This window comes from Brachybacterium zhongshanense (assembly GCF_055385755.1).
The window spans coordinates 2286154-2308811 of sequence record NZ_AP043790.1 but is presented as its reverse complement, the minus strand read 5'-3'; the positions used below and the strand labels follow the sequence as shown (position 1 = coordinate 2308811).

Here is a 22658-nt window from a genome sequence, read left to right as displayed (position 1 = left end):
TCCGCCCGCCCGTCGGCGCCTACCCTGGATCCATGCCCTCCCCGACGTCCCCCGACGCCCCTGCCGGTCCGACGGACCCCTCAGGCCCGACAGACTCCTCGGGTGTGACGGGCTCCTCGGGGCTGACGGACCGGGATCGTCGGATCCTCGCCCTGGAGAGCCGCACCTTCCGCTACGTCGGCACCAAGGAGCGTGCGATCCGCGAGGAGATCGGCCTGTCGCGCACCGCCTACTACGTGCGGCTCAACGCCCTGCTCGACGACCCTCGCGCTCTGCGCGAGGCGCCAGCCGTCGTCAACCGGCTGCGCGCCCGGCGCGTGAGCGCCGACGGCCCTGCGGTGACCGGCGGGGCCGACCGCGTGGCCTGAGCCGCGCCTCGAGCCGCTGGGGCCCGCCGCACGGGCGCCCGACGCACAGCCGATCGGCGAACGGCCGATCGTCGGACCGCCCGGTGGTCCGATGCGGGCTCCGGCGCGTGTGCTCCCAGCACGGCGGAGCCTCACCGGGTTTAATGGGCCCGTGGCAGATTCCCAGTACCCGTACCCGCCCGACCGGTTCGACGACGAGGCCGATGCGGCCACGTTCCACGGCGCGCATCGCGCCGAGGAGCCGTTCTGGCGCCAGAACCTCGTGTACATCGTCATCATCGGGGCCGCCTTCGTGACCCTCCTGGTGCTGCTGTTCGTCATCGGGGGCATGGGCGGGGGCTCCGACGATCGGGCCGACGAGCCCACCACCGCGGCCGAGGAGACCACCGCTGCGGAGGAGGGCACGGAGTCCGAGGAGGCCGCGGAGGAGACCACCGAGGAGGCCGCGCCGGAGGCCGACAAGTCCGTCCCCGTGCTCGTGGTCAACGGCGCCGGCATCACCGGTCTGGCCGGCAGCTGGCAGACGTACCTGCAGGACGACGGCTGGTCCGAGGTCGGCGTCGCCACCGCCGACACCGTCCAGCAGGAGCCGGTCGTCTTCTACCGCGATGACGCCGACGCCGAGACCGCCGAGGCGCTCGCCGAGGTCGTCGGCGCCGACGGAGCCAACCAGAGCGACGAGTACGACTCGCGCGTGACGATCGTCGTCGTCGCCGACCCGCCGTCGGGCGATGACGCGGGAGACGACTCCGGCGACGGCGAGGGCTGAGCGGCCGATCGCGTGAACCTGGGAACGGGGTTAGCACTCTCGGGGTGAGAGTGCTTATGATGATCTGGCACTCGCCGATGGAGAGTGACAGCGTCTGCGGGCGCGGTCCTCGCCGGGAGGGTGCAGCGATCGTCCGGCGGCATCCCCGCCGGCCGACCACGAACATTCCGGCCCCGTGAGGTGCCCGGCGCGGTGGGACGTGACCACGGCGCTCGGTGCCGTCCGTCGCGGGCACAGGGTCGGGTGGACACCACACCACACGGGAGAGATTCCACAATGGCCAAGCTCATTGCCTACGACGAGGAGGCCCGGCGCGGTCTCGAGCGCGGTATGAACCAGCTCGCCGACGCCGTCAAGGTCACCCTCGGCCCCAAGGGCCGCAACGTCGTGCTCGAGAAGTCCTGGGGCGCCCCCACGATCACCAACGACGGCGTCTCGATCGCCAAGGAGATCGAGCTCGACGACCCGTACGAGAAGATCGGTGCCGAGCTCGTCAAGGAGGTCGCCAAGAAGACCGACGACATCGCGGGCGACGGCACCACCACCGCCACCGTCCTGGCTCAGGCCCTGGTCAAGGAGGGCCTGCGCAACGTCGCCGCGGGCGCCAACCCGATCGCGCTCAAGCGCGGCATCGAGAAGGCCGTCGCCGCCGTCTCCGAGACCCTGCTGGCGCAGGCCAAGGAGATCGAGACCAAGGAGCAGATCGCGAACACCGCCGCGATCTCCGCCGCCGACCAGGCGATCGGCGAGCTCATCGCCGAGGCCCTCGACAAGGTCGGCAAGGAGGGCGTGATCACGGTCGAGGAGTCCAACACCATGGGCCTCGAGCTGGAGCTCACCGAGGGCATGCGGTTCGACAAGGGCTTCATCTCGCCCTACTTCGTGACCGACGCCGAGCGCCAGGAGGCCGTGCTCGAGGATCCCTACATCCTCCTGCTCTCCTCCAAGGTCTCCTCCGTCAAGGACCTGCTGCCGCTGCTGGAGAAGGTCATCCAGGCCGGCAAGCCGCTCGCCATCATCGCCGAGGACGTCGAGGGCGAGGCCCTGGCCGTCCTGGTCGTGAACAAGCTCAAGGGCTCCTTCAAGTCCGTGGCCGTCAAGGCTCCCGGCTTCGGTGACCGCCGCAAGGCGATGCTCGAGGACATGGCCATCCTGACCGGCGGCCAGGTCATCTCCGAGGAGGTCGGCCTCAAGCTGGAGACCGCGGGCCTCGAGCTGCTGGGCCAGGCGCGCAAGGTCGTCGTCACCAAGGACGAGACCACCATCGTCGAGGGCTCGGGCGACGCCGAGCGCATCGCCGGCCGCGTCAAGCAGATCCGCTCGCAGATCGAGTCCTCGGACTCGGACTACGACCGCGAGAAGCTGCAGGAGCGCCTCGCGAAGCTGGCCGGCGGCGTGGCCGTCATCAAGGCCGGCGCCGCCACCGAGGTGGAGCTGAAGGAGCGCAAGCACCGCATCGAGGATGCCGTGCGCAACGCCAAGGCCGCCGTGGAGGAGGGCATCGTCGCCGGTGGCGGCGTCGCCCTGCTGCAGGCCGGCAAGGACACCTTCGACAAGCTCGACCTCGCGGGCGACGAGGTCACCGGTGCGACGATCGTCAAGGTCGCCATCGAGGCCCCGCTCAAGCAGATCGCCGTCAACGCCGGTCTCGAGGGCGGCGTCGTGGCCGAGAAGGTCAAGTCGCTCCCCGTGGGCGAGGGCCTGAACGCCGCCACCGGCGAGTACGAGAACCTGCTCGAGGCCGGCGTCCTCGACCCGGTCAAGGTGACGCGCTCCGCGCTGCAGAACGCCGCGTCCATCGCGGGCCTGTTCCTGACCACCGAGGCCGTCGTCGCCGACAAGCCCGAGCCCGTCAAGGCTCCCGCCGGCGCCGACGAGATGGGCGGCATGGGCGGCATGATGTGATCTTCTGATCACCGCCGCTCCACCCGAGCGCACGACGGGCCCCGATCCTCTCAGGAGGATCGGGGCCCGTCGCGCGTGTGCGCTGGTCGGCATGGGGACTTCTCCCCATCATGACGGGCTGCGGCGGGCTCTACTCTCGACAGGGGGCGTCGGAGGGGGCGTTGACGGGGCGTTGACGGGGGCGTCGACAGGGGGAAGGGCAGGGGGGCAGGATGCTCTGCGGAGCGAGCACCGAGGAGCTGCGGGCGCACGCCGAAGCTCTGAGGGCCGCAGGGGACCGATGCATCACCCGGTCCGAGAGCGAGGAGCACCTCTGCGCCACCAGCAGGATGGAGTGCATCATCGTCGGCCAGTCCTCCGCACAGTCCACGACCGGCCCCTGAGGGAGGTACCGATGGCCATGGGACGCAAGGCATTCCTCGCGTCGGCGACACTCGGCCTGGGAGGTCTCGTCGCCGGATGCTCGCCGACGCTCGGCCCCGGAGGCACCGGAGTGCGCACGGACAGCGAGGACGGTCCCTCCGATGCCGCCGCCGTGCTCGACGAGGCGCAGGTCGCTGAGCTGCCGGGCGATGCGAGCCCCGAGATGACGGAGCCGGCCGCTCCCGAGGGCTATGTCTGGGCGCGGGAGGTGACCTTCTCCGTGCCGACGGACCAGGTGGAGGCCTGGCTCGCGGAGTCCTTCGGCTCCGCGAACGTCGCGCAGAACGTGCACACGCTGAATCCGGCGGTCTCTGAGGCGTTCGACGTGGACGAGGTGCCGGAGTCCTGGCGCTCGATGAAGCGCTCGGTCGAGGGCACCTCGAAGGAGCTGATGCTCCTCATCGACGACGCCGACCCGACCGTCGTCCGTCTTCACCTCCGTCGGCGCGCCGACTGACGGCTTCCGCCGCGCGCAGAACGCGACGTCGGAGCCACGATGGCCTGCTCGACTCGACCTCGTGAAGGCTCCCGCCGGCGCCGATGAGGTGGGCGTCATGGGCGGCATGCCGTGCTGCGGGTCCGGGTGCCCGTGCCTCGTGAGATCGTGACATGGCGCACCCGGTCAAAGATCGTTCCCACCTGCGCTGATGCTCGGAAGCTGTGGCAACGCGCGGCAAGGCGGGAGCCGGTCGTGAGCTGACTGGCACGCTGTGGCGCATCGTCCCCGCGATGTGCGCGACGGCTCCACCGATGCAGGAGCGGCCGTCGGCCGAGCACCGAGGCAGACAGCCCGGCGCCCGCGGATGACGTGCCCCGGCCCGCCGGGGGACCGCCGAACGAACCGACGCGAGACCAGCGCCCCGTCCAGGCAAGCGCTTCCTCGATCGTCAGCACGTCCATTCGAGGAGGAATGCAGTGCGTCCACCGCATCCGCGCCGAGGAGGAGCCCGCAGCTCCGGACCCGGGAGCCCCGCTCCAGCCCGAGGAGGTGTGCGGCGACGGGATCTGCTCGCGTCGCTTCCCGTGATCGGCGCCGGAGCCGCACTGCTGGGCGGATGCTCCTCGCAGGAGGGCGGGCTGTCCGGAGTGGGTCGCGTGCTGTCGATATCGCTCGGCCAGGCGGAGTCCCATCCCAGCTACGACTCCCTGCTGTCCTTCGGCGATCGGATCGCCGAGGCGACCGACGGCCGGTACGGCGCCCGCGTCTACGCGAACAACTCCCTGGGGGACCAGCAGGAGACGGTGCAGCTCGTCTCCGACGGCGCCATCGACATGGCGGTCATCTCCGGCACCCAGATCGAGAACTCCTCGCCCCGCTTCCTGCCGATGAACGTCGCCGGGATCTTCGATGACATCGACCATCAGAACCGGGTGATGCTGGACGACTCGATCGTCGGCGACCTCTTCGCCTCCCTCGAGCCCGACAAGCGCCTGACCGTGCTGGGCGGGTACACCCAGGGCAGCCGCCACCTCTACACCGCCGCGGGTCCGATCGAATCGGTCGACGACCTGGCGGGCATGAAGATCCGCGTGCAGGAGTCCGAGATCTTCCTGCGCCTGATCCGCAACATGGGCGGAGTCCCCACGCCCTTGGCCTACAGCGAGGTCTACACGGCCCTGCAGGCCGGTGTGCTCGACGGCGCCGAGAACAACGAGATCTCCTACGTCACCCAGCGCCACTACGAGGTGGCGAAGCACTCCACCCTCACCAACCACCTCATCGGCTTCGACTTCCTGCTGGCGAGCACCGACATGCTCGAGAAGATGGACGACCGCGACGCCGACGCCGTCCGCGAGGCATGGGCGACCACGCAGAGCGAGTTCGTGGAGATCTGGAAGGAGCAGACCGAGGCCGCGACCCAGGAGATGCTCGACCGCGGCGTGGTGATCACCGAGCCGGACCCCGAGGCGTTCGCCCCGATCATCACCGAGACCGGGCTCTCGCTGCTCGAGGACCCCCAGGACATCGAGCTGTACGAGGCGATCCGCGCCGTCTCCGAGGAGGGAGCGTCATGATGATGTCGATCCGCGAAGGACTGATGTCCGTCCTCAAGGTGCTGTGCGTCGTGCTCTTCTCGGTGCTCGTCGTCGTGGTCGTGTGGCAGGTGTTCACCCGCCAGGTCCTCGGGAACCCGAGCGCATGGACGACCGTCACCGCCCAGTACATGTTCGTCTGGCTGAGCCTGTTCGCCGCGACCCTGGTCTTCGGCGAGCGCGGGCACATCGCGGTCGATGTGCTGGCCGCACGGGCACCGGGAGGCCTGCGGCGTCCTCTGATCGTCGCGGTCCAGGCCTGCACCCTCGCATTCGCGCTGCTGGCGATGGTGTGGGGAGGCATCCGGGGCATGTCGATGTCCTGGGAGCAGGTGATCCCCGGATTCCCCTTCACGGTGGGGCACATGTACCTCGCGCTGCCGGTCACCGGGGCGATGATCGCCCTGCTGACCCTCGAGGACCTCGTCCTCGCGGTGCGCGGCGACGAGCTGCACCCGCTGGAGGAGACCGAGGAGGAGGCCGCGGAGGCCGCCGGGTCCGCGGCCGCGGCCGCCATCCTCGAGGAGGAGCAGGCCGAGCGCGCCCAGGGGGTGCCGACGCAGGACGGGCCGACGCAGGACGGCCGGGAGCCCTCGCAGGAGGACCTCCGACGAGACGACGAGAAGGAGGGCTGATCGTGGATCCCGCAGTGCTCGCAGGCATCATCCTGGTCGCCGGCATCATCATCCTCATCGGCATCGGGGCTCCGGTCGCGATCGCCATCGGTCTGCCCTCGGTGGTCGCGCTGATCGCCGTGATCGGCATCGAGCCGGCGGTGTTCGTCGCCGGTCAGCGCATGTTCATGGGGGCGAACTCGTTCTCCCTGCTCGCGATCCCGTTCTTCGTGCTGGCGGGCCAGCTGATGAACACAGGGGGCGTCGCCGCCCGTCTCATCGACGCGGCGAAGGTCCTGGTGGGCCGCATGCCCGGTTCGCTCGCCCAGACCAACGTGGTCGCCAACGCCCTGTTCGGATCCGTCTCCGGTGCGGCGGTCGCCTCGGCTGCCGCGGTGGGCGGGGTCCTCGGACCGCGTCAGCGCAAGGAGGGCTACGACCCGGCGTTCGCCGCCGCGGTGAACGTCGCCTCGGCACCGTCGGGGATGCTGATCCCGCCGTCGAACACCCTGATCGTCTACTCGCTCGCGTCCTCGACCTCGGTGGCGACGCTGTTCGCCGCCGGCTACGGTCCGGGTGCGGTGTGGATGCTCGCCTGCCTCGTGATGGTGTGGATCGCCGTCAAGCGCCGGCCTGAGCTCGCCGGGTCCGACGACGGCGCGGCGCGCGAGGGGCTGACCGCCGGTCTCGCCGTGCGCACGCTGCTGGCCGCGCTGCCCTCGGTGCTGATGATGGTGATCGTGATCGGCGGTCTGGTGGCCGGCTTCTTCACCGCCACCGAGTCCGCAGTGATCGCCGTGGTCTACTCGCTGGTGCTGGGGCTGATCTACCGGGAGCTGACGCTGAGGAAGCTTCCGGCCGTGATCCTCGCCGCGACGCGCACGACGGCCGTCGTGCTGCTGCTGATCGCCGTGTCGGGCGTGCTGGGCTGGGTCCTGGCGTACGCGACGATCCCGCGGTTCATCTCGAGCGCGCTGCTCGGCGTCTCGAGCTCGCCGATCATCGTGCTGCTGCTGATGATGCTCGCCCTGCTGATCGTGGGCATGTTCATGGATCCCACTCCGGCGATCCTCATCTTCACCCCGATCTTCCTGCCGGTCGCGCTCGAGCTCGGCGTCGGCCCGATCCAGTTCGGCCTGATGATGACCTTCAACCTGTGCCTGGGCACGATCACCCCGCCGGTCGGCGTGATCCTGTTCGTCGGCGCGAGGGTCGGGCGGATGAAGGTCGAGCCCGTGATCATGCGTCTGCTGCCGTTCTACGTGCCGCTCGTGATCGGGCTGCTGCTGATCGTGTTCGTCCCGCAGATCTCGATGTTCATCCCCGGTCTGCTGGGCATGTCCAGCGAATGACACGGCCCCGGCGGCGGTGCTGATCGCTGACACCTCCGCCGTCCGGGCCCTGGGAGGCGTCGGATCGGTCAGGATGGAGGCATGACCTCTGACACCCGGATCTTCCTGGCCGACTCCGACCTCCCCGACGGCACCGACCCCGCGGACGGCGCCGCCCGTCCGCTGCGGATCCTGACCCAGAACATCCGCATCCTCGCACCCGGCACCTCTCCGGGCGATGCGGACCACTGGGCGGACCGGGCCCCGGTGCTCGCGGATCTCCTGCGCACGGTCGACGCCGACGTCGTCGGCACCCAGGAGGTCACCTTCGCCCAGATCCCCGTGCTCGACGAGGTCCTCGGGGCGACGCATGTGCGCCTCGGGGTCGGGCGCGAGGGCGGCGCGCGCGGCGAGCACAACCTGCTGTGGCTGCGCCGGGATCGGTTCGAGGTGCTCGACTGGGACCAGCTCTGGCTCGCCGAGGACCCCAGGAGCATCGGCGCCGTCGGCTGGGACGGGCACTGCCCGCGCATCGCCGTGTGGGCCCGGGTGCGTGACCTCGCCGACGCCGGGCGGGAGCTGGTCCTGGCCGACACCCACCTCGACCATGCGGGGGAGACCGCCCGGGAGAAGGGCGCCGGGCTCCTCGCCCAGCGTCTGCGCGAGGAGTGCCGCGGCGCGCCCGTCATCCTGTGCGGGGACTTCAACGCCGCCGGCGGCGACAGCATCCCCTGGCGGGTGCTGCGCGACGCCGGCTACTCCGACGCCCACGATGCGGCCGACCGCGTCGACGGGCCCGACATCGGCACCTTCCCCGACTACGGCGAGAGCGTCGAGGGAGGGGAGCGGATCGACTGGATCCTCGTGCGCGGGGCCCGGGTCCTGACCTATGCGGCGCGCGACCACCGGGTCGGCTCTGTGCATGCCAGCGACCATGCCCACGTGCTCGCCGAGATCGTCGTCGGCTGACCGGAGGTCACAGCCCCCACGCCTCGCCGAGCAGCTCGATCCCGCGGATCCGGTGGGCCGGATCGAAGTAGTTCGCGGAGACGATGAGCTCGTCCGCCTCGGTGGCCGCGACGATCTCCTCCAGCTGGGAGACCACGGTGCTCGGTGAGCCGACGGCCCGGATCGACAGCGTCTGCTCCACCTGCTGGAGGAGGTGGTCCGGGTAGAGGTTCTCGAGGTCCCGCGGCGGCTGCGTCTTCATCCGCTGCCCGGTGACGACGCCCAGGAACTGCTGCACGTTCGTGGTCAGCAGATGCTGCGCCTCCGCATCGGTGGGCGCGATGACGACGTTGACGCCCACCATGGTGCGGGGCTTCTCGATCTGCGCGGCCTCGCTCTGGCTCGCGCTGAAGCTCTCGCGGTACACGCGCAGCGCCTCGAGGTACTGGAAGGGCGCGAAGTGGGAGGCGACGGAGAACGGCATCCCCAGCTGCGCGGCCAGACGGGCGCCGTTCGTGGTCGAGCCCAGGATCCACATGGGCACCTCGGTGCCCTCGGCGACCGCGGCCCGGATGGGGAGCTGACCGGTGGGCTCCGCATGGGACCAGTCGCGCATCTGCTCGACGGCGGCGATGAAGGCGGCCGGTTCCGCGGAGGTGCGGGCCAGCAGCTGCGCCGTGTGCTGATCGGTGCCGGGGGCTCGCCCCAGACCCAGATCGATGCGATCGCCATGGAACTGCACGAGAGTGCCGAACTGCTCGATCACCGCGAGCGGCGAATGGTTGGGCAGCATGATTCCGCCGGAGCCCACACGGATCCGCTCCGTGAGCGAGGCGGCCCGGTCGATCAGCAGACTGGTGGCGCTCGAGGCGAGGGAGGCGGTGTTGTGATGCTCGGCGAACCAGTAGCGGTGGAAGCCGGCGCGATCCGCCGCACCGGCCGCGTCCATCGACGTGGCGATGGCGTCGACGGTCGACTGCCCTTCGGAGATCGGCACGAGGTCGAGGATCGACAGCGGGACATGGGGAGCACTCATGCGTTCGAGCCTAATCACGGCGATCACCTGGTGGTGCGGGGGTGACCGGGAGAACTCTCCGCCCCCGAAGCAGCGCTCGACGGTCCCCGGTCGCTGTCCGGGAGGCTGGTCGTGTCCCTGGAGTGATCAGCGGTAGGCGACAGGAGCGCCCATGCTCTGCGCCATGGCGTGCGCCGCGGCGCGGCTGCGCTCGTTGTGGCCGGACGCGGCGAGGCATCCCCACAGGATGCACGCGACCCAGATCAGGAAGTATCCGGGGACCAGGATGACCAGGCCGAGGCCGAAGGTGGCCGCGACCAGGAACCAGCCGACGACCGTGACGATCGCCTCGATCCCGAGCATCACGAGCGCGCCGACGACCGTCGAGTAGAGCATCCCGAGCGGTCCGAAGAGGAAGGTCAGGAGGAAGGCGATGCCGACGCTCTTCTCCGGCGCGAGCATCACTACCGGCGCCGGCCCGGACAGAGGACCTGCCGGGTAGGCCTGGACGCCCCCATAGGGCTGGCCGACCGGGTAGCCGGGTTCCGCCCTGTACGGCAGGCCCGCCCCGTACGGATGGTGCGGCGCTTGCCCCTGCATGGGGTCGCACCCCTGCATGGGGTCGTAGGGCTGAAGCGGTCCATGGGCGGGCTGCAGAGGGAGACTGCGGCCGGGAGGCTCGGTCGGGACGAGTTCGCCCGGGATCACCGGCCCGCTCCCGGAGCCGTGCTGTGCGCTGGACATGGATCCCCCTCCGTCGGCCGGGCGTCGGCGGTGTGCGCGGCGCTCTCCGGGCGTGCGGTCATCGTAGAGAAGATGGGGGACATCCGCACTCGGACGACAGCGTCCGTGGACCACGGCCTCGGGCGGGCGGGGGCGTCAGACGGGCGGGCTCGTCGCCTCGCCGCCCGAGCTGTTGATCGGCACATGGGCCTCGGGGATGTCCTCGTAGCTCGCCGGATCCGAGATCGGCTCCAGGTGCGTCAGGACGCGGAGCCCGGGGAGCGCCTCCATCAGCTCGACCTCGAGCTGCTCGATGTAGTCGTGCCCCTGCTTGACCGACCAGTCGTCGGGGACCAGCACGTGGACGTTCATGAACTTCTCCTGCCCGGCCTCGCGGGTCTGCAGGCCGTGGAAGGCGATCCGCCCGTCGGCGCTGCGACGGCGCAGGATGTCGGTGATGACCTCGTGGTCCCCATCCTCGAGGGCCTTGTCCAGGAGACCGGAGACGGACTCTGTGATGAGCCGGATCCCGGTGACGACGATGTTGACGCCGACGGCGAAGGCGACCACCGCATCCAGTCGGACCCAGCCGGTCAGCGCCACCAGACCCACCCCGATCAGAACCCCGGCGCTCGTGACCACGTCGGTCATCAGGTGCTTGCTGTCGGCCCGCAGGGTGATCGATCGGTGGCGTCGCCCCGCTCTCAGGAGCACGATCGCGACGCCCCCGTTGACCAGTGAGGCGAGGACGCTGATCAGCAGACCCCAACCGACGTTCTCCAGCTCGCGAGGATTCACGAAGCGCTCGACTGCGGTGACCAGGATGACCGCGGCGGCCACGAAGATCATCATCCCCTCGACCGCCGCGGAGAAGTACTCCGCCTTCGCCCGCCCGTAGAGGTACCGCTCGGTCGCCGGCCGCGACGCCACCCGCAGAGCGATCAGCGCGACGACCGCGGCGACCAGGTTCACGGTGGACTCGGCCGCATCCGAGAGCAGGCCGACAGATCCCGTGACCGCCCATGCCCCCGTCTTCAGAGCGATCGTGACGATCGCTGCGGCGATCGACAGCCACGCGAAGCGAGTCAGATCCTGGGCCTGCGCGACCGGTCGTCGAGCGGCACCGGGGGCCCCGTCCGTGGGGGCATCGGGAGCGGCGTCGTCCATGGCTCGAGTCTCCGCCCCGGCCAGCACGGATGCAAGCGGCCCGGGTCCCGCGAGGGGGACCCGGGCCGACGGAGCCCAGCGGCTCACCGGTTCAGCGGAGCAGGCGCTCAGCGGCTCTGGCGCTTAGCGGCCGCGGCCGGAGGAGAAGGCCGCGAGCCCGGCGCCTCCGCTGCGACCGGAGCGGCCCTGCCGCGACTGGCCCTGACGGGAGCCGCCCTGTCGGGACTGGCCGCCCTGTCCGTGCTGGCTCTGACCGTGCTGGCCCTGACCGCGCCCCTGCTCCTGGCTGCGCGCGCCCTGGCCCTGACCGCCCTGTCGGGAGCGTCCACCCTGCCGTGAGCGCTCCGAGGAGCCCTGCTCGCCGGAGCGGGAGCGTCCGCCGGAGCGGGGCTGCCCGCCGCCCTGACCGCGGGATCCCTGGCCGCCGCGCCCGCGTCCGCCCTGGCCGCCGCGTCCGCGTCCGCCCTGGCCGCCGCGTCCGCCCTGCCCGCGCCCGCCGGAGCGCTGGTCGAAGGTCTGCTCCTCGGCGCTCGCCGGGGTGGTCGCGTCGGTGACGGTGCGCTCGCCGGGCGCGAGGTCCTGCAGCACGGCCGAGGAGGTGGTGACCTGGCGGTGGTAGGTCGGGGTGATGCGCGCCTTGCGCATCAGGTCCTGGACGTCCCGCTTCTGCTCGGGCACCTGAACGGTGATCACGGTGCCGGACTCGCCGGCGCGCGCCGTGCGGCCGGAACGGTGCAGGTAGGCCTTGTGCTCGACGGGCGGGTCGGCATGGACCACGAGCGCGACCTCGTCGACGTGGATGCCGCGTGCGGCGATGTCGGTGGAGACCAGCGTGGTGGCGGCGCCGGTGCCGAAGGCCTCGAGGTTACGGGTGCGGGCGCCCTGGGAGAGGTTGCCGTGCAGCTCGACCGCGTCGATCCCGCGAGCGCTGAGCTTCCGGGCGAGGTTCTTCGCACCGTACTTGGTGCGGGTGAACATGATGGTGCGTCCCGGGGCGGCGGCGAGGTCGCGCAGCACGTCGAAGCGGTCGGTCGGCTCGACCTCGAGCACATGGTGCTCCATGGTGCCGACGGGGCTCGTCGCCGGATCGGCCGAATGGGTGACCGGGTCGTGCAGGTAGCGGCTGACGAGCTTCTGCACCCCGTTGTCGAGCGTCGCGGAGAACAGCATCCGCTGGCCCGTCTGCGGCGTCCGGTCGAGGATCCGCTGGACCATCGGCAGGAAGCCCATGTCGGCCATGTGGTCGGCCTCGTCGATGATGGTGATCTCGATGGCGGAGAGGTCGACGTGCCCCTGTCCCATGAGGTCCAGGAGGCGGCCGGGGCAGGCGATGAGCACGTCGACGCCGCGGCCGATGGCGTCGACCTGGGGCTTCTGCCCCACGCCGCCGAAGACGACGGTGCTGCGGAGGCCGGCGGCCTTCTGCAGCGGCATCAGCGATCGCTCGATCTGCGAGGCGAGCTCGCGGGTCGGGGCGAGGACCAGGGAGCGGGGCCGACGGGCAGTCCGACGGCGCGGATCCTGCGTCAGGCGCGCGACCAGCGGGAGCAGGAAGGCGTAGGTCTTGCCGGAGCCGGTGCGGCCGCGGCCGAGCACGTCGCGCCCGGCGAGGGAGTCGGGCAGCGTCGCGGCCTGGATGGGAGTGGGGGCGGTGATGCCCTGCGGGGAGAGGGCGTCGATCAGCTCGGCGGGCACGCCGAGGCGTGCGAAGTCAGGGGTGGTCACGTGGGTGATCCGTTCTGCGGTGAAGTCCCGCACGACGCGCTCGCACTCGCGGTCCGCGGCGGCCGGGTCCGGCATCGACGGCACAGGTCCGTTCGGCATGCGGTCCACCGGCGGCGGCCTCGGGTCGGCGCTGTCACCGCACGGGGCGGGACCTGTGCCGCGGCGGGGTGACGGCACTCGCCCGCCACGCTACGGCCCCGGAGGCGCCGACGACGAGGTTCCGGGCCTTGTTTGTGACATACCTGCGCTTCGACCACGGCGTCGGAGCGCGCTGAGGAGGGCTGAGACGGGCTGACGCGGACCGGCGCGGATCGGGCAGCAGATCTTCCCACGTGAGATGATCAGGCTGCCGCAGCCGGGCTCCACTGCTGGAGCGGCGGGGCGGCTAGGGCGGCTAGGGCGGCTGGAGAGGGAGGCGGAATGTCGCGCAGGGTCAGCATCAAGGATGTCGCGCAGAGGGCGGGCGTGTCCTGGAAGACCGTCTCGAACGTCGTGAACGAACGGCCCGTGGTCCGGCCCGAGACCCGTGATCGCGTGCTCGCGGCGATCGAGGAGCTCGGATATGTGCCCAACCATGTCGGCCGTGAGCTGCGCGGCGGACCGACGCGCGCGATCTCCCTGGTGGTCCCCGAGCTGCAGAATCCGTACTTCGCGCGCCTGGCCGAGAGGATGCAGGCCGCTGCCCGTGAGCGGGGATGCAGCGTGAGCGTCGAGGTCTCCCTGGGGAGCGCCGAGACCGAGCGGGCGCATGTGCGCGGGCTCGCCGCGCGACCCGTGGACGCCGTGGTGATCTCGCCCTCCGCCCTGGAGTCCGCGGAGCTCGTGCGCCGGGAGGGCGGCCCGCGGGTGGTGCTGCTGGGGGAGTCCCTGCCCGGCTCGGCGGACGTCGTGCACGTGGCCATCGACAATGTCGCCTCCGCGGCCGACATCGTCCGCCATCTGGTCTCCGCGGGGCGGCGCCGCCTGCTCTTCCTCGGAGCCGAGGGCACGGCGCTCACGACGGGGTCGCTGCGCCTGGACGGGTTCCGGGCCGCGTGCCGCTTCGCCGAGCTCCCGCAGGATCCGCGCCTGATCCGTCGGGCGGAGCACTGGACCCGTCAGTCCGGCCGGGACGCGATGCTCGCGGTGCTCGAGGACGGCGTCGGGTTCGACGCGGTCATCGCGGGCAACGATCTGCTGGCGATCGGCGCCATGGCGGCGCTCGCCTCGCGCGGGGTCCGGGTGCCGGAGGACGTCGCGGTCGTGGGCTGGGACGACCTTCCCGAGTCCGCCTGGGCGCGTCCGCCGCTGACGACCGTCGCCCCCGATATGGAGGCGCTGGTCGCGGCGGCTCTGGACGCCGCTCTCGGAGATCCGTCGGCCGACGGTTCGGATGCCGCCGCGGCCGCCGTCCCGGGGGCGGAGCGGGTGATCGCCCACCGGCTCGTGGTGCGCGCCTCCAGCCGCGCCTGAGGTCCGCCTCCCGGGTGCGGAGTCCGACGGCCGGTCAGAAATTCCCACGTTGCACCTCGGAGGCTGCTGAGGTTCACTGGTGACATCGCGACGACCCGACCGCCAGCGCGGGTCGGCGATTCCCAGCGATCACCGCCGATCCTCCGAGGAGACCCTGTGGCCTATCAGCCAGCGGCCCTGCCCGCGCACCTGACCGACCTCTTCGCTCGAGCCGATGAGCTCGCCGAGCTGCTGGACGCCCCGCTGTCTGCCGCGGTCGACGTGCCGCGGCCCGAGCATCCGCGCCCGCAGCTGCACCGCCCCGCCTGGCTGAACCTCAACGGGACCTGGCAGTTCGAGGTCGACCGCTCCGACACCGGACGGGAGCGGGGCCTGCTCGAGCGCGACCTCGTCAGCGAGATCACCGTGCCCTTCGCCCCGGAGACCCCCGCCTCGGGGATCGGCGATCGGGACTTCCTCGAGGCCGTCTGGTACCGCCGCACCGTCACTGTGCCCGCCGAGTGGGAGGGGCTGCGCCCGGTCCTGCACCTGGGCGCCGTCGACCATGACGCGACCGTCTGGGCGAACGGCGTCGAGGTCGCGCGCCATCGCGGGGGGTTCACGCCCTTCAGCGCCGATCTCTCCCAGGTCGACGGCGTCGGCGCGGGCAGCGAGGTCGAGATCGTCGTGCGGGCCCGCGACCCGAAGGACGGCCCGCAGGCCCGGGGCAAGCAGTCGCTGTGGTACCGCGCCACCCATGCGGTCTATCACCGCACCACCGGCATCTGGCAGACCGTCTGGCTCGAGGGCGTCCCGGCCGACGAGATCCGCTCCCTGCGCATCATCCCCTCTCTCGCCGCGCACTCCTTCGCGATCGACGTCCCCCTGGCGCGCTCGACCGCCGGGACCCGTCTGGAGGTCATCGCCTCCGAGCCGGGAGGCGACGAGGTCGCCCGTGCAGAGGTCCGTGCCGACCTGGATCTGGCGCCGCACCTCGAGCTCGCGGTCCCCGAGGACCGGGTCCGCGTGTGGGGCCCGGGAGCGCCCGAGCTGTACTCCCTGCAGGTGCGTCTGCTCGGCGCCGACGGCGAGGTGCTCGACGAGGTCTCCTCGTACGCGGGCCTGCGCTCGACGACGCTGAACGGCCACGAGTACCGCATCAACGGGCAGAAGGTCTTCCAGCGCCTGGTCCTCGACCAGGGGTACTGGGAGGACACGTTCATGACCACCCCGGCCGACGAGGCGTTCCGCGAGGACATCCGTCTCGCGCTCGAAGCCGGCTTCAACGGCGCGCGCCTGCACCAGAAGGTCTTCGAGGAGCGCATGCTGTTCTGGGCCGATCTGCACGGCTACCTCACGTGGGGAGAGTTCGGCGACTGGGGCGTCTCCGGCATGGGGCCGACGGGCGACAACCAGCAGCCCACCGCCTCCTTCATCGGCGAGTGGATCGAGGCCGTCGCCCGCGACATCAACCATCCCTCGATCATCGGCTGGTGCCCCCTGAACGAGACCCACCAGGTCCTGCACGACCGTCTCACCCAGCTCGACGACGTCACCCAGGCGATGTACGACGCCACCAAGCTCGCCGATCCCTCCCGGCCCGTGCTCGACGCCTCCGGCTACAGCCATCGCGTCCGCGGTGCCGACGTCTACGACTCCCACTCCTACGAGCAGGATCCTGCGCGCTTCCGCGCCGAGCAGTCCGGGCTCGCCGACGGGCGCCCGCATGTGAACCGTCGGGAGCTCGGACCGGACGAGATGCCCTTCGCCGACGGCTCCTACTCCCTCGCCTACGCCGGTCAGCCCTACTTCGTCTCCGAGTACGGCGGCATCTGGTGGAACGAGCAGGAGGCGCGCGAGGCCGCCGAGGCCGAGCGCGCCGGGAGCAACGCCGGTGAGTCCTGGGGGTACGGCCAGCGGATCGGCAGCGAGGAGGAGCTCTACGAGCGCTTCGAGGGCCTGACGCGAGTGCTGCTCGAGGACCCGCTGATGTTCGGCTACTGCTATACGCAGCTGACCGACGTCTTCCAGGAGAAGAACGGCATCGTCGACTTCGCCCGCGGCCGCAAGCTCGACCTCGCACGGATCCGCGCCGTCCAGGAGCGGACCGCGGCCTACGAGGCGGACGCGTCGGAGCGAGCCTGAGCGGTGCCGACAGCCCTGCTCGGACCGGGCGCCACCGCTCGGCGCCCGGTCCGGGCCACCAGGCCGCAGCAGCGAGGTCGGGCCGGCTGCATCTCTAGGATGAACAGGTGACCTCCTCCGCATCCGCTTCCGCATCCGCTTCCGTCTCTGTCTCTGTCTCTGCCGAATCCTGGGAGAGCGGCGGTCCGGCCACGGCACCCGGGGCGGGGGCGCGGTGGGACAGCCTGGAGGTCGAGGACGCGCCCGCGCTGACGGCACTGCTGAACCGCATCGACGCCGCCGACGGCACCGAGGACCCGGCCGAGGAGCCGAGCACCCGCGAGTGGCTCACGGTCGACGGCCGGGATCTCGCGCGCGACAGCATCGCCGTGAGAGCACCCGGGCGGGCCGACTTCGCGGCAGGGCGTCTGGTCGCCTTCGGGCTCCTCGATGTCTCCCCGTCCCTCGACCGCGACGGACGCGTCCGCTGCAGCCTGATGGGCGGTGTGGATCCCGAGCATCGTCGGCAGGGTCTGGGCGGACGCATCCTCGACGAGCTCTCCGAGCGAGCAGCCGCCCAGGCCGCCGCGCAGCACCCCGGGGAGCCCGCGGTGCTGCGGGTCGGCGGCGGCCGCGATCCCGAGTCCGCTCCGGCGGTCGAGGCCGGCGGGAGGGCCGGGGAGCCGGCTGATGGGCCGGTAGACGCGGCGCCGGGCGGCGGCGCCGACATCCGCCCTCTGCTCCTGGCCCGCGGGTTCTCGCGCGTGCGCAGCTGGCTCGAGATGGAGCGGACGCTCACCGGCGATGAGGCTGAGGCGCCCGCCGTCGGCGAGATCGCCGTCGTCGCCCCCGCCGAGGATCGGGCCGAGGCGACCCGCCTCGCGCATATCGCCGCCTTCGCCGACCACTGGGGCTCCACGCCTCCCACCGCGGAGCGCTGGGCGACCCTCTGGGGCTCCCACACCGCACGCCGTGAGCACTCCACGATCGCCGTCGGCCCCGACGGAGCGGTGCTCGGGTACGTGCTGACCTCGGAGGACATCCCCGGCTCCCTGCACATCGCACTCGTCGGCACACGGCCCGAGGCGCGCGGTCGCGGACTCGCCCGCGCCATGATCGCCCGCAGCCTCGCCTCTGCCGCCCGCGCCGGATTCGCCAGCGCCCGGCTCGAGGTCGACGCCGAGTCCCTGACGGGTGCCACGCGCCTGTACGAGGGACTGGGCTTCACCGCTCAGCACGTGTACGCGACCTTCGAGCGCGAGCTTCGGCCCTGACGAGGAGCGGGCCGCGGGGAGCGCGGGGGCGCTCGCCGGTCCGAGCGGGCCGCCTCCCTGTGGAACGATTGTCCCCATGACGATCACCGCTGCGGCCGACGGCTCCGCCCTCGGCAATCCCGGGCCCGCAGGCTGGGCCTGGTACATCGACGACGACACCTGGCGCGCGGGCGGATGGCCCCACGGCACGAACAACATGGGGGAGCTCAAGGCCGTCCTCGACCTGCTCGAGGCGACCGCCGTCGATGCCGACCAGCACCTGCTGGTGCTGTGCGACAGCCAGTACGTCATCAACTCGGTGACGAAGTGGATGCCCGGATGGAAGCGCAAGGGGTGGCGGAAGAAGGACGGCAAGCCGGTCCTGAACGTGGAGCTGCTCAAGGCGATCGACCAGGCCCTGGTGGGGCGCAGCGTCGAGTTCGAATGGGTCAAGGGACACTCGGGCCACAGCATGAACGAGGCCGCGGACCGGCGTGCGAACGCCGCCGCCACGGCCTTCTCGAAGGGCCGGGACCCCGAGGTCGGGCCCGGGTACAGGACGGCCGCGGCTCCCGCCGCCGAGATCGAGGACGCGGCCGACGACCCGGGCGCTCTCCCGCTCGACCTCGCTCCCGGCGAGTTCGCGCTGCAGTCCCCGCCCTCGCCGCTGCCGGCGTCCGGCCGCTCCGCCTCGTCACCGGCATCCTCGTCCGCCGCCGTGACGGCGCTGCCCGAGGACGACCTGTTCAGCCTCTTCGAGCAGGAGACCGCCGCCGAGCCCGCAGCCGAGGCGTGCTCCACCTTCCACCTCCCGGGCGGCCCCGCGGGAACGCCCGGCACGGTCGCCGAGCAGGTCATCGCCCATGAGCGTGCCCTGCTCTCGGATGCCGTGCGCGCCGACACCCCCAGCGCCGCGTCGCTCCTGCATCCCGACTTCTGCGAGATCGGAGCGAGCGGGCGCACGTACGACCTCGAGGAGATCCTCGAGGTCATCTCACCGCTCGAGGACGTGTCGGCCGCCGGCTTCGTCGCCGACGAGGTCTCGCCGGGCGTCGTCCTGCTGTGCTACGAGACCACGGGCTCGCAGGGGACCGTCCTGCGCAGCTCACTGTGGCTGCGGGACGGCGATCGCTGGCAGCTGCGTCACCACCAGGGCACACCCGCGGCCCGCCGATGACCCCCGTCGGCCGGGCCCCCGCTGCGCCCCCGGGCTCGATCCCGCTCGCCCTGCGCGCCGGAGGACCGGACCTCGCCCGCGGGACGGCGCTGCTGGGCATCGGGCTGGCGAACATCGTCGGCTGGCTTCACGGGGACCGCTGGACGGTGCTGCTGAAGCAGGCGGACGCCGGAGGCGTCGACCGCGCGGTCGACGTCGTCATCGCGGTCCTGGCCGACAACCGCGGCTTCCCCCTGTTCGCCCTGCAGTTCGGCTACGGCCTCGGGATCATGCGCCGACGCTCCCTCGCCGCGGGGGAGAGCGGCCGACGCTTCCTGCTGCGCATGCTCCGACGCCTCGCCGTGCTCTGCGCCATCGGTCTCGCCCATGCGATCCTGCTGTTCGAGGGCGACATCCTCGTCGCCTACGCGGTGATCGGGATGCTCTGCGCCGTCCTGGTCACGCGCCGTCCCTGGGTGCTGATGGTCGCTGCGGCGCTCGGGCTGCCCGCTCTGGCGATGTGGGGCTGGGCCGACGGCACGATCGGGCTCGGGGGCGGGACCGGCTACGCCTCCGCCGAGACGGCGACCTGGATGGAGGCCGTCACGATGCGCACCCGCAGCGCCGCCGAGGATCTTCTGCTCGCGCCCGCCGCGGACATCGGCCTGGTCACCCCCATGGCCATCGGAGCGATCGCCGCACGGATCGAGCTGCTCGAGAACGTCGAGCGGCGGCGTGCGGCGCTCGCGCGGATCCTCCGATGGTGCCTGCCGGTCGGGCTGGTCGGCGCGCTCCCGCTGACCGCCGTGCTGGTGCTGGACCCGCACCTGCGCACCGTCTCGTCCGAGCCGGTCCTCGGCGTGCTGGGCATGATCCATCAGCTCAGCGGTCTGGTCGGGGCGCTCGGCATCGCGGCGGCCTGCGCGCTGCTCGCCGACCGCGCCCGTCATCGTCCCTCCCGGCTCCTCGCGTCCTCGCTCGAGGCGCTGGGTGCGACGGCGCTCAGCGCCTACGTCGCCCAGTCCCTCGTGTTCGCCCTGCTCTTCCCGCCGTACGCGCTGGATCTCGGGGCCCGCCTGGGCAGCGCGGGCGCCGCCGCGATCATCACCGCCGCCTGGATCGCGACCCTCGTCCTCGCGGCGCTCTGGCGTCGCACCGGGCGCCGCGGACTGCTCGAAGCGGTGCTGCGCCGTCTCGGAGGCTCCGCCCGTCCGTCGGCCGCTGCGGTCGACCGCGCGGACCGGCCGACGGACCTGCCGAGCACCCGGCCGAAGGAACTGCCGAGCACCCGGCCGACGGACCTGCCGAGCACCCGGCCGACGGGACGGGAGGCCAGCGGCCGATGACCGTCTTCGCGGACACGCCTCGATGGCCCCGTCACGGGACCGTGTGGGGCCATCTGATCTCCGACCTGTCGCTCGAGGAGCTGCACGAGTCCGCCGCCCGCGCCGGGCTGCCGGCCCGCGCCTTCGACCTCGATCACTACGACTGGCCGCTGTCGATGCGCGAGGGCCTCGCCGCTGCGGGAGTCACGTTCGTCGGCGACCGCGAGCTGACCCGGATCCTGATCCGCTCCGGACTGCGGATCCCTCTGGTCGACCGGCCCGCGGCGCGAGCCGAGCGCACCGCGCGGGACCTCGAGGCGATCGGCCTGGTGCCGAGCGCCGGACCGGAGCCTCTGCTCGTGCCCCCGCCCGCCCGTCCCCGCGACTTCCTGTGGGGGCCCCGCGGGCACGTCGATCCGCTGCCTGCGTCCGGCGACGCACCTCCCGGGGCGTTCCGCATGACCTGCGAGGGCGCCGGGGCGGAGCCGCGGATCGAGGCGCATGACCGGCAGGGTCGCACCGACGCGCTCCGTCTCGCCGAGCAGCTGCATCGCCTCGCTCGGGAGGCCGGGCACGCGGAGGGCTATGTCGGTCAGCTGCTGGTGGTGCCGGAAGGGCCGCGGGACCGTCGGGACCGTGCTGTCCCGGGGGCTCAGGCCGATCCGTCGGCGCGGGCGGACCCGGGGGACCGGGGGGAGTCGGGCGATCCGGGGCTCTGAGCATCGGACGGACGCGGTCTCGCGGGCTCGGACCCTGCGCCGTCCTCGTCGGCCGAGGGTGAGTCCGCCGGGCTCGGTTCCCCCAGGGCATGGGTCTGATCGGGCTCGGCGAGGTGCTCCTCATCGACCTCGGCGGCCTGCAGCCGGATCCAGAAGGTGCTCCCGCCGTCGGGGGTCTCGTCCACCCCGATGCTCCCGCGGTGCTGCTGCACGATCGTCGCGGCGATCGACAGCCCCAGCCCGGCGCCCCCTCCCTGGGAGGCCGAGCGGCTGCGGGACTCGTCGGTCCGGTAGAAGCGCTCGAAGACCTTCTCGCGCTGGTCCTCGGGGATCCCGTCGCCGTGGTCGCGGACCTCGATGCGCACGTGCCCGGGGGAGTCGGGACCCACGGCGATCTCCACCGGCGATCCCTTGGGCGTGTGGCGGTTGGCGTTGCCGACGAGGTTCAGGATGACCTGGCGCAGCGAGGCCTCGTCGCCGAGCACCCCGATCGCCTGATGGGGTGCGACGGGCAGCGGGACGCCCGCCAGCGACACCACCATCACCTGCCGGGAGGGGTCCAGGGCGCGCAGATCCTGGGCGGCGTCGAAGAGCGCATCGGAGAGGTCGACCGGGGCCAGGTCCAGGGCGGGGTTCTCGTCCAGCCGGGCGAGGCGCAGGAGGTTCTCGACCAGGGATCCCATACGGCGGGCCTCGTCCTCGATCCGGCGCATGGCCTGGGCGACGTCGTCGTCACTGCGCAGGGCGCCCATCCTGTACAGCTCGCCGAAGCCGCGGATCGCCGCGAGCGGGGTCCGCAGCTCATGGGAGGCGTCGCCGACGAACCGTCGCATCTTCGCCTCGGATCGGGTGGCGTGCTCCTCGGAGTCGGACTGCGCGGCGAAGGCCTGCTCGATCCGCACCAGCATCTCGTTCAGAGAGATCGCCAGCGCGTTGACCTCCAGGCTGGTCTCCGTGACCGGGACGCGGCGGGAGAGGTCGCCGCCGGCGATCTGGGACGCGGTCGCCTCGACGTCCTGGAGCGGCTCGAGCGCGCGGTGGGCCATGTAGCCGCCCAGGCCCATGCCCACCAGCACCACGAGCGTGCCCACCAGCACGATGATCAGCGCCATCTCGTGCATGGTGCGGTCCACCCCGTCCAGGGGCAGCGCCACGTACACGCTGCCGCCGCCGGGTCCCGTGTTGACCGCGGCGATGACCCGCCACCGGTTCTCCTGGGAGTCGACGACGGTGAAGGCCCTCCCGCCGAGCGCATAGATCTCCTCATCGCTGAGATCCGGGAACGGGACCCTGTTCTCGTCGCCGTCGTAGCGGTGGACGTCGTCCCAGACCACGTTGCCGTCCTCGCCGCGGATCTCGATCGCGTACTCGACCGGCGTATAGATGTTCTCGCCGGAGCTGTCGTCGCCCTCGGTGAGCTTGAGCTCGGCGAGCTTGAGGATGCCGTTGCGGGCGGAGCTGAGGTTGCTGTCGACGGACTGCAGGAGGGTGCGGTTGAGCAGGAAGAGCGAGAGGCTGCCGGTGATCAGCGTCCCCGCGACCAGGAGCAGGGAGATGAGTGCGACGATCCGCGTCCAGAGGGAGACCGGACGCTGGGCGCGCAGGGACGGCATGGCCACGCGGGAGTG

General features: G+C 71.9%; 19 protein-coding genes. 14 read left to right on the top strand and 5 right to left on the bottom strand.

Annotated features, from left to right (window positions below):
• Positions 1-32 precede the first annotated feature (32 nt).
• The 8 genes from ACZ5AJ_RS10400 (at position 33) to ACZ5AJ_RS10365 (ending at position 8413) form a co-directional block, all read left to right on the top strand.
• The gene (locus ACZ5AJ_RS10400) at positions 33-368 is read left to right on the top strand and encodes a DUF3263 domain-containing protein (RefSeq protein ID WP_464133915.1); all 336 of its coding nucleotides are present in this window, start codon (positions 33-35) and stop codon (positions 366-368) included.
• Between the two features lie 151 nt (positions 369-519).
• The gene (locus tag ACZ5AJ_RS10395) at positions 520-1137 is read left to right on the top strand and encodes a LytR C-terminal domain-containing protein (RefSeq protein ID WP_464133911.1); all 618 of its coding nucleotides are present in this window, start codon (positions 520-522) and stop codon (positions 1135-1137) included.
• Positions 1138-1413: 276 nt separating this feature from the next.
• Positions 1414-3042, top strand: coding sequence for a chaperonin GroEL (groL, locus tag ACZ5AJ_RS10390; protein WP_464133907.1), 1629 nt, complete (start codon positions 1414-1416; stop codon positions 3040-3042).
• A 394-nt stretch (positions 3043-3436) separates the two neighbouring features.
• Entirely contained in the window at positions 3437-3922 is a 486-nt protein-coding gene (locus ACZ5AJ_RS10385) for a hypothetical protein (RefSeq protein ID WP_464133902.1), read from the top strand.
• A gap of 533 nt (positions 3923-4455) precedes the next feature.
• Positions 4456-5481 carry a TRAP transporter substrate-binding protein gene (locus ACZ5AJ_RS10380; RefSeq protein WP_464133897.1) on the top strand — a complete coding sequence of 342 codons (1026 nt, stop codon included), beginning with the start codon at positions 4456-4458 and terminating at the stop codon, positions 5479-5481.
• Positions 5478-6134, top strand: coding sequence for a TRAP transporter small permease (locus ACZ5AJ_RS10375; RefSeq protein WP_464133894.1), 657 nt, complete (start codon positions 5478-5480; stop codon positions 6132-6134). Before ACZ5AJ_RS10380 ends, ACZ5AJ_RS10375 begins: the two co-directional genes overlap by 4 nt.
• Positions 6135-6136: 2 nt before the next feature.
• Positions 6137-7465: a TRAP transporter large permease gene (locus tag ACZ5AJ_RS10370; protein ID WP_464133889.1), complete on the top strand. Its 1329-nt coding sequence runs from the start codon at positions 6137-6139 to the stop codon at positions 7463-7465.
• An 81-nt stretch (positions 7466-7546) separates the two neighbouring features.
• Entirely contained in the window at positions 7547-8413 is an 867-nt protein-coding gene (locus tag ACZ5AJ_RS10365; RefSeq protein WP_464133886.1) for an endonuclease/exonuclease/phosphatase family protein, read from the top strand.
• 7 nt (positions 8414-8420) lie between these two features.
• Here ACZ5AJ_RS10365 and ACZ5AJ_RS10360 read toward each other — a convergent pair whose 3' ends face one another.
• The 4 genes from ACZ5AJ_RS10360 to ACZ5AJ_RS10345 all read right to left on the bottom strand — a co-directional run bounded on the left by ACZ5AJ_RS10360 (position 8421) and on the right by ACZ5AJ_RS10345 (position 13022).
• Positions 8421-9428, bottom strand: coding sequence for an LLM class flavin-dependent oxidoreductase (locus ACZ5AJ_RS10360; RefSeq protein WP_464133883.1), 1008 nt, complete (start codon positions 9426-9428; stop codon positions 8421-8423).
• 126 nt (positions 9429-9554) lie between these two features.
• Entirely contained in the window at positions 9555-10007 is a 453-nt protein-coding gene (locus ACZ5AJ_RS10355) for a hypothetical protein (protein ID WP_464133880.1), read from the bottom strand.
• A gap of 279 nt (positions 10008-10286) precedes the next feature.
• The gene (locus ACZ5AJ_RS10350; RefSeq protein WP_464133875.1) at positions 10287-11297 is read right to left on the bottom strand and encodes a cation diffusion facilitator family transporter; all 1011 of its coding nucleotides are present in this window, start codon (positions 11295-11297) and stop codon (positions 10287-10289) included.
• Between the two features lie 123 nt (positions 11298-11420).
• Complete coding sequence (locus ACZ5AJ_RS10345; protein ID WP_464138751.1) at positions 11421-13022, bottom strand: DEAD/DEAH box helicase; 1602 nt, start codon at positions 13020-13022, stop codon at positions 11421-11423.
• Positions 13023-13442: 420 nt separating this feature from the next.
• Here ACZ5AJ_RS10345 and ACZ5AJ_RS10340 point away from each other — a divergent pair, with 420 nt between their 5' ends.
• The 6 genes from ACZ5AJ_RS10340 to ACZ5AJ_RS10315 all read left to right on the top strand — a co-directional run bounded on the left by ACZ5AJ_RS10340 (position 13443) and on the right by ACZ5AJ_RS10315 (position 21030).
• Positions 13443-14474: a LacI family DNA-binding transcriptional regulator gene (locus tag ACZ5AJ_RS10340; protein ID WP_464133870.1), complete on the top strand. Its 1032-nt coding sequence runs from the start codon at positions 13443-13445 to the stop codon at positions 14472-14474.
• A 156-nt stretch (positions 14475-14630) separates the two neighbouring features.
• On the top strand, positions 14631-16598 hold the full coding sequence (locus ACZ5AJ_RS10335; RefSeq protein ID WP_464133865.1) for a glycoside hydrolase family 2 protein: 1968 nt from the start codon (positions 14631-14633) through the stop codon (positions 16596-16598).
• A 107-nt stretch (positions 16599-16705) separates the two neighbouring features.
• Positions 16706-17851 (top strand): GNAT family N-acetyltransferase, encoded by a 1146-nt coding sequence (locus ACZ5AJ_RS10330; RefSeq protein ID WP_464133861.1) that lies wholly within the window; start codon positions 16706-16708, stop codon positions 17849-17851.
• Between the two features lie 76 nt (positions 17852-17927).
• Positions 17928-19007 carry an RNase H family protein gene (locus tag ACZ5AJ_RS10325; RefSeq protein ID WP_464133858.1) on the top strand — a complete coding sequence of 360 codons (1080 nt, stop codon included), beginning with the start codon at positions 17928-17930 and terminating at the stop codon, positions 19005-19007.
• Entirely contained in the window at positions 19004-20332 is a 1329-nt protein-coding gene (locus ACZ5AJ_RS10320; protein WP_464133854.1) for a DUF418 domain-containing protein, read from the top strand. The genes ACZ5AJ_RS10325 and ACZ5AJ_RS10320 overlap by 4 nt, the downstream gene beginning before the upstream one ends.
• Positions 20329-21030, top strand: coding sequence for a DUF4031 domain-containing protein (locus tag ACZ5AJ_RS10315; protein WP_464133850.1), 702 nt, complete (start codon positions 20329-20331; stop codon positions 21028-21030). The genes ACZ5AJ_RS10320 and ACZ5AJ_RS10315 overlap by 4 nt, the downstream gene beginning before the upstream one ends.
• Here ACZ5AJ_RS10315 and ACZ5AJ_RS10310 read toward each other — a convergent pair.
• Positions 20964-22649, bottom strand: coding sequence for a sensor histidine kinase (locus tag ACZ5AJ_RS10310; RefSeq protein ID WP_464133848.1), 1686 nt, complete (start codon positions 22647-22649; stop codon positions 20964-20966). The two genes, ACZ5AJ_RS10315 and ACZ5AJ_RS10310, sit on opposite strands and share 67 nt — an antisense overlap.
• Between the last annotated feature and the right edge of the window lie 9 nt (positions 22650-22658).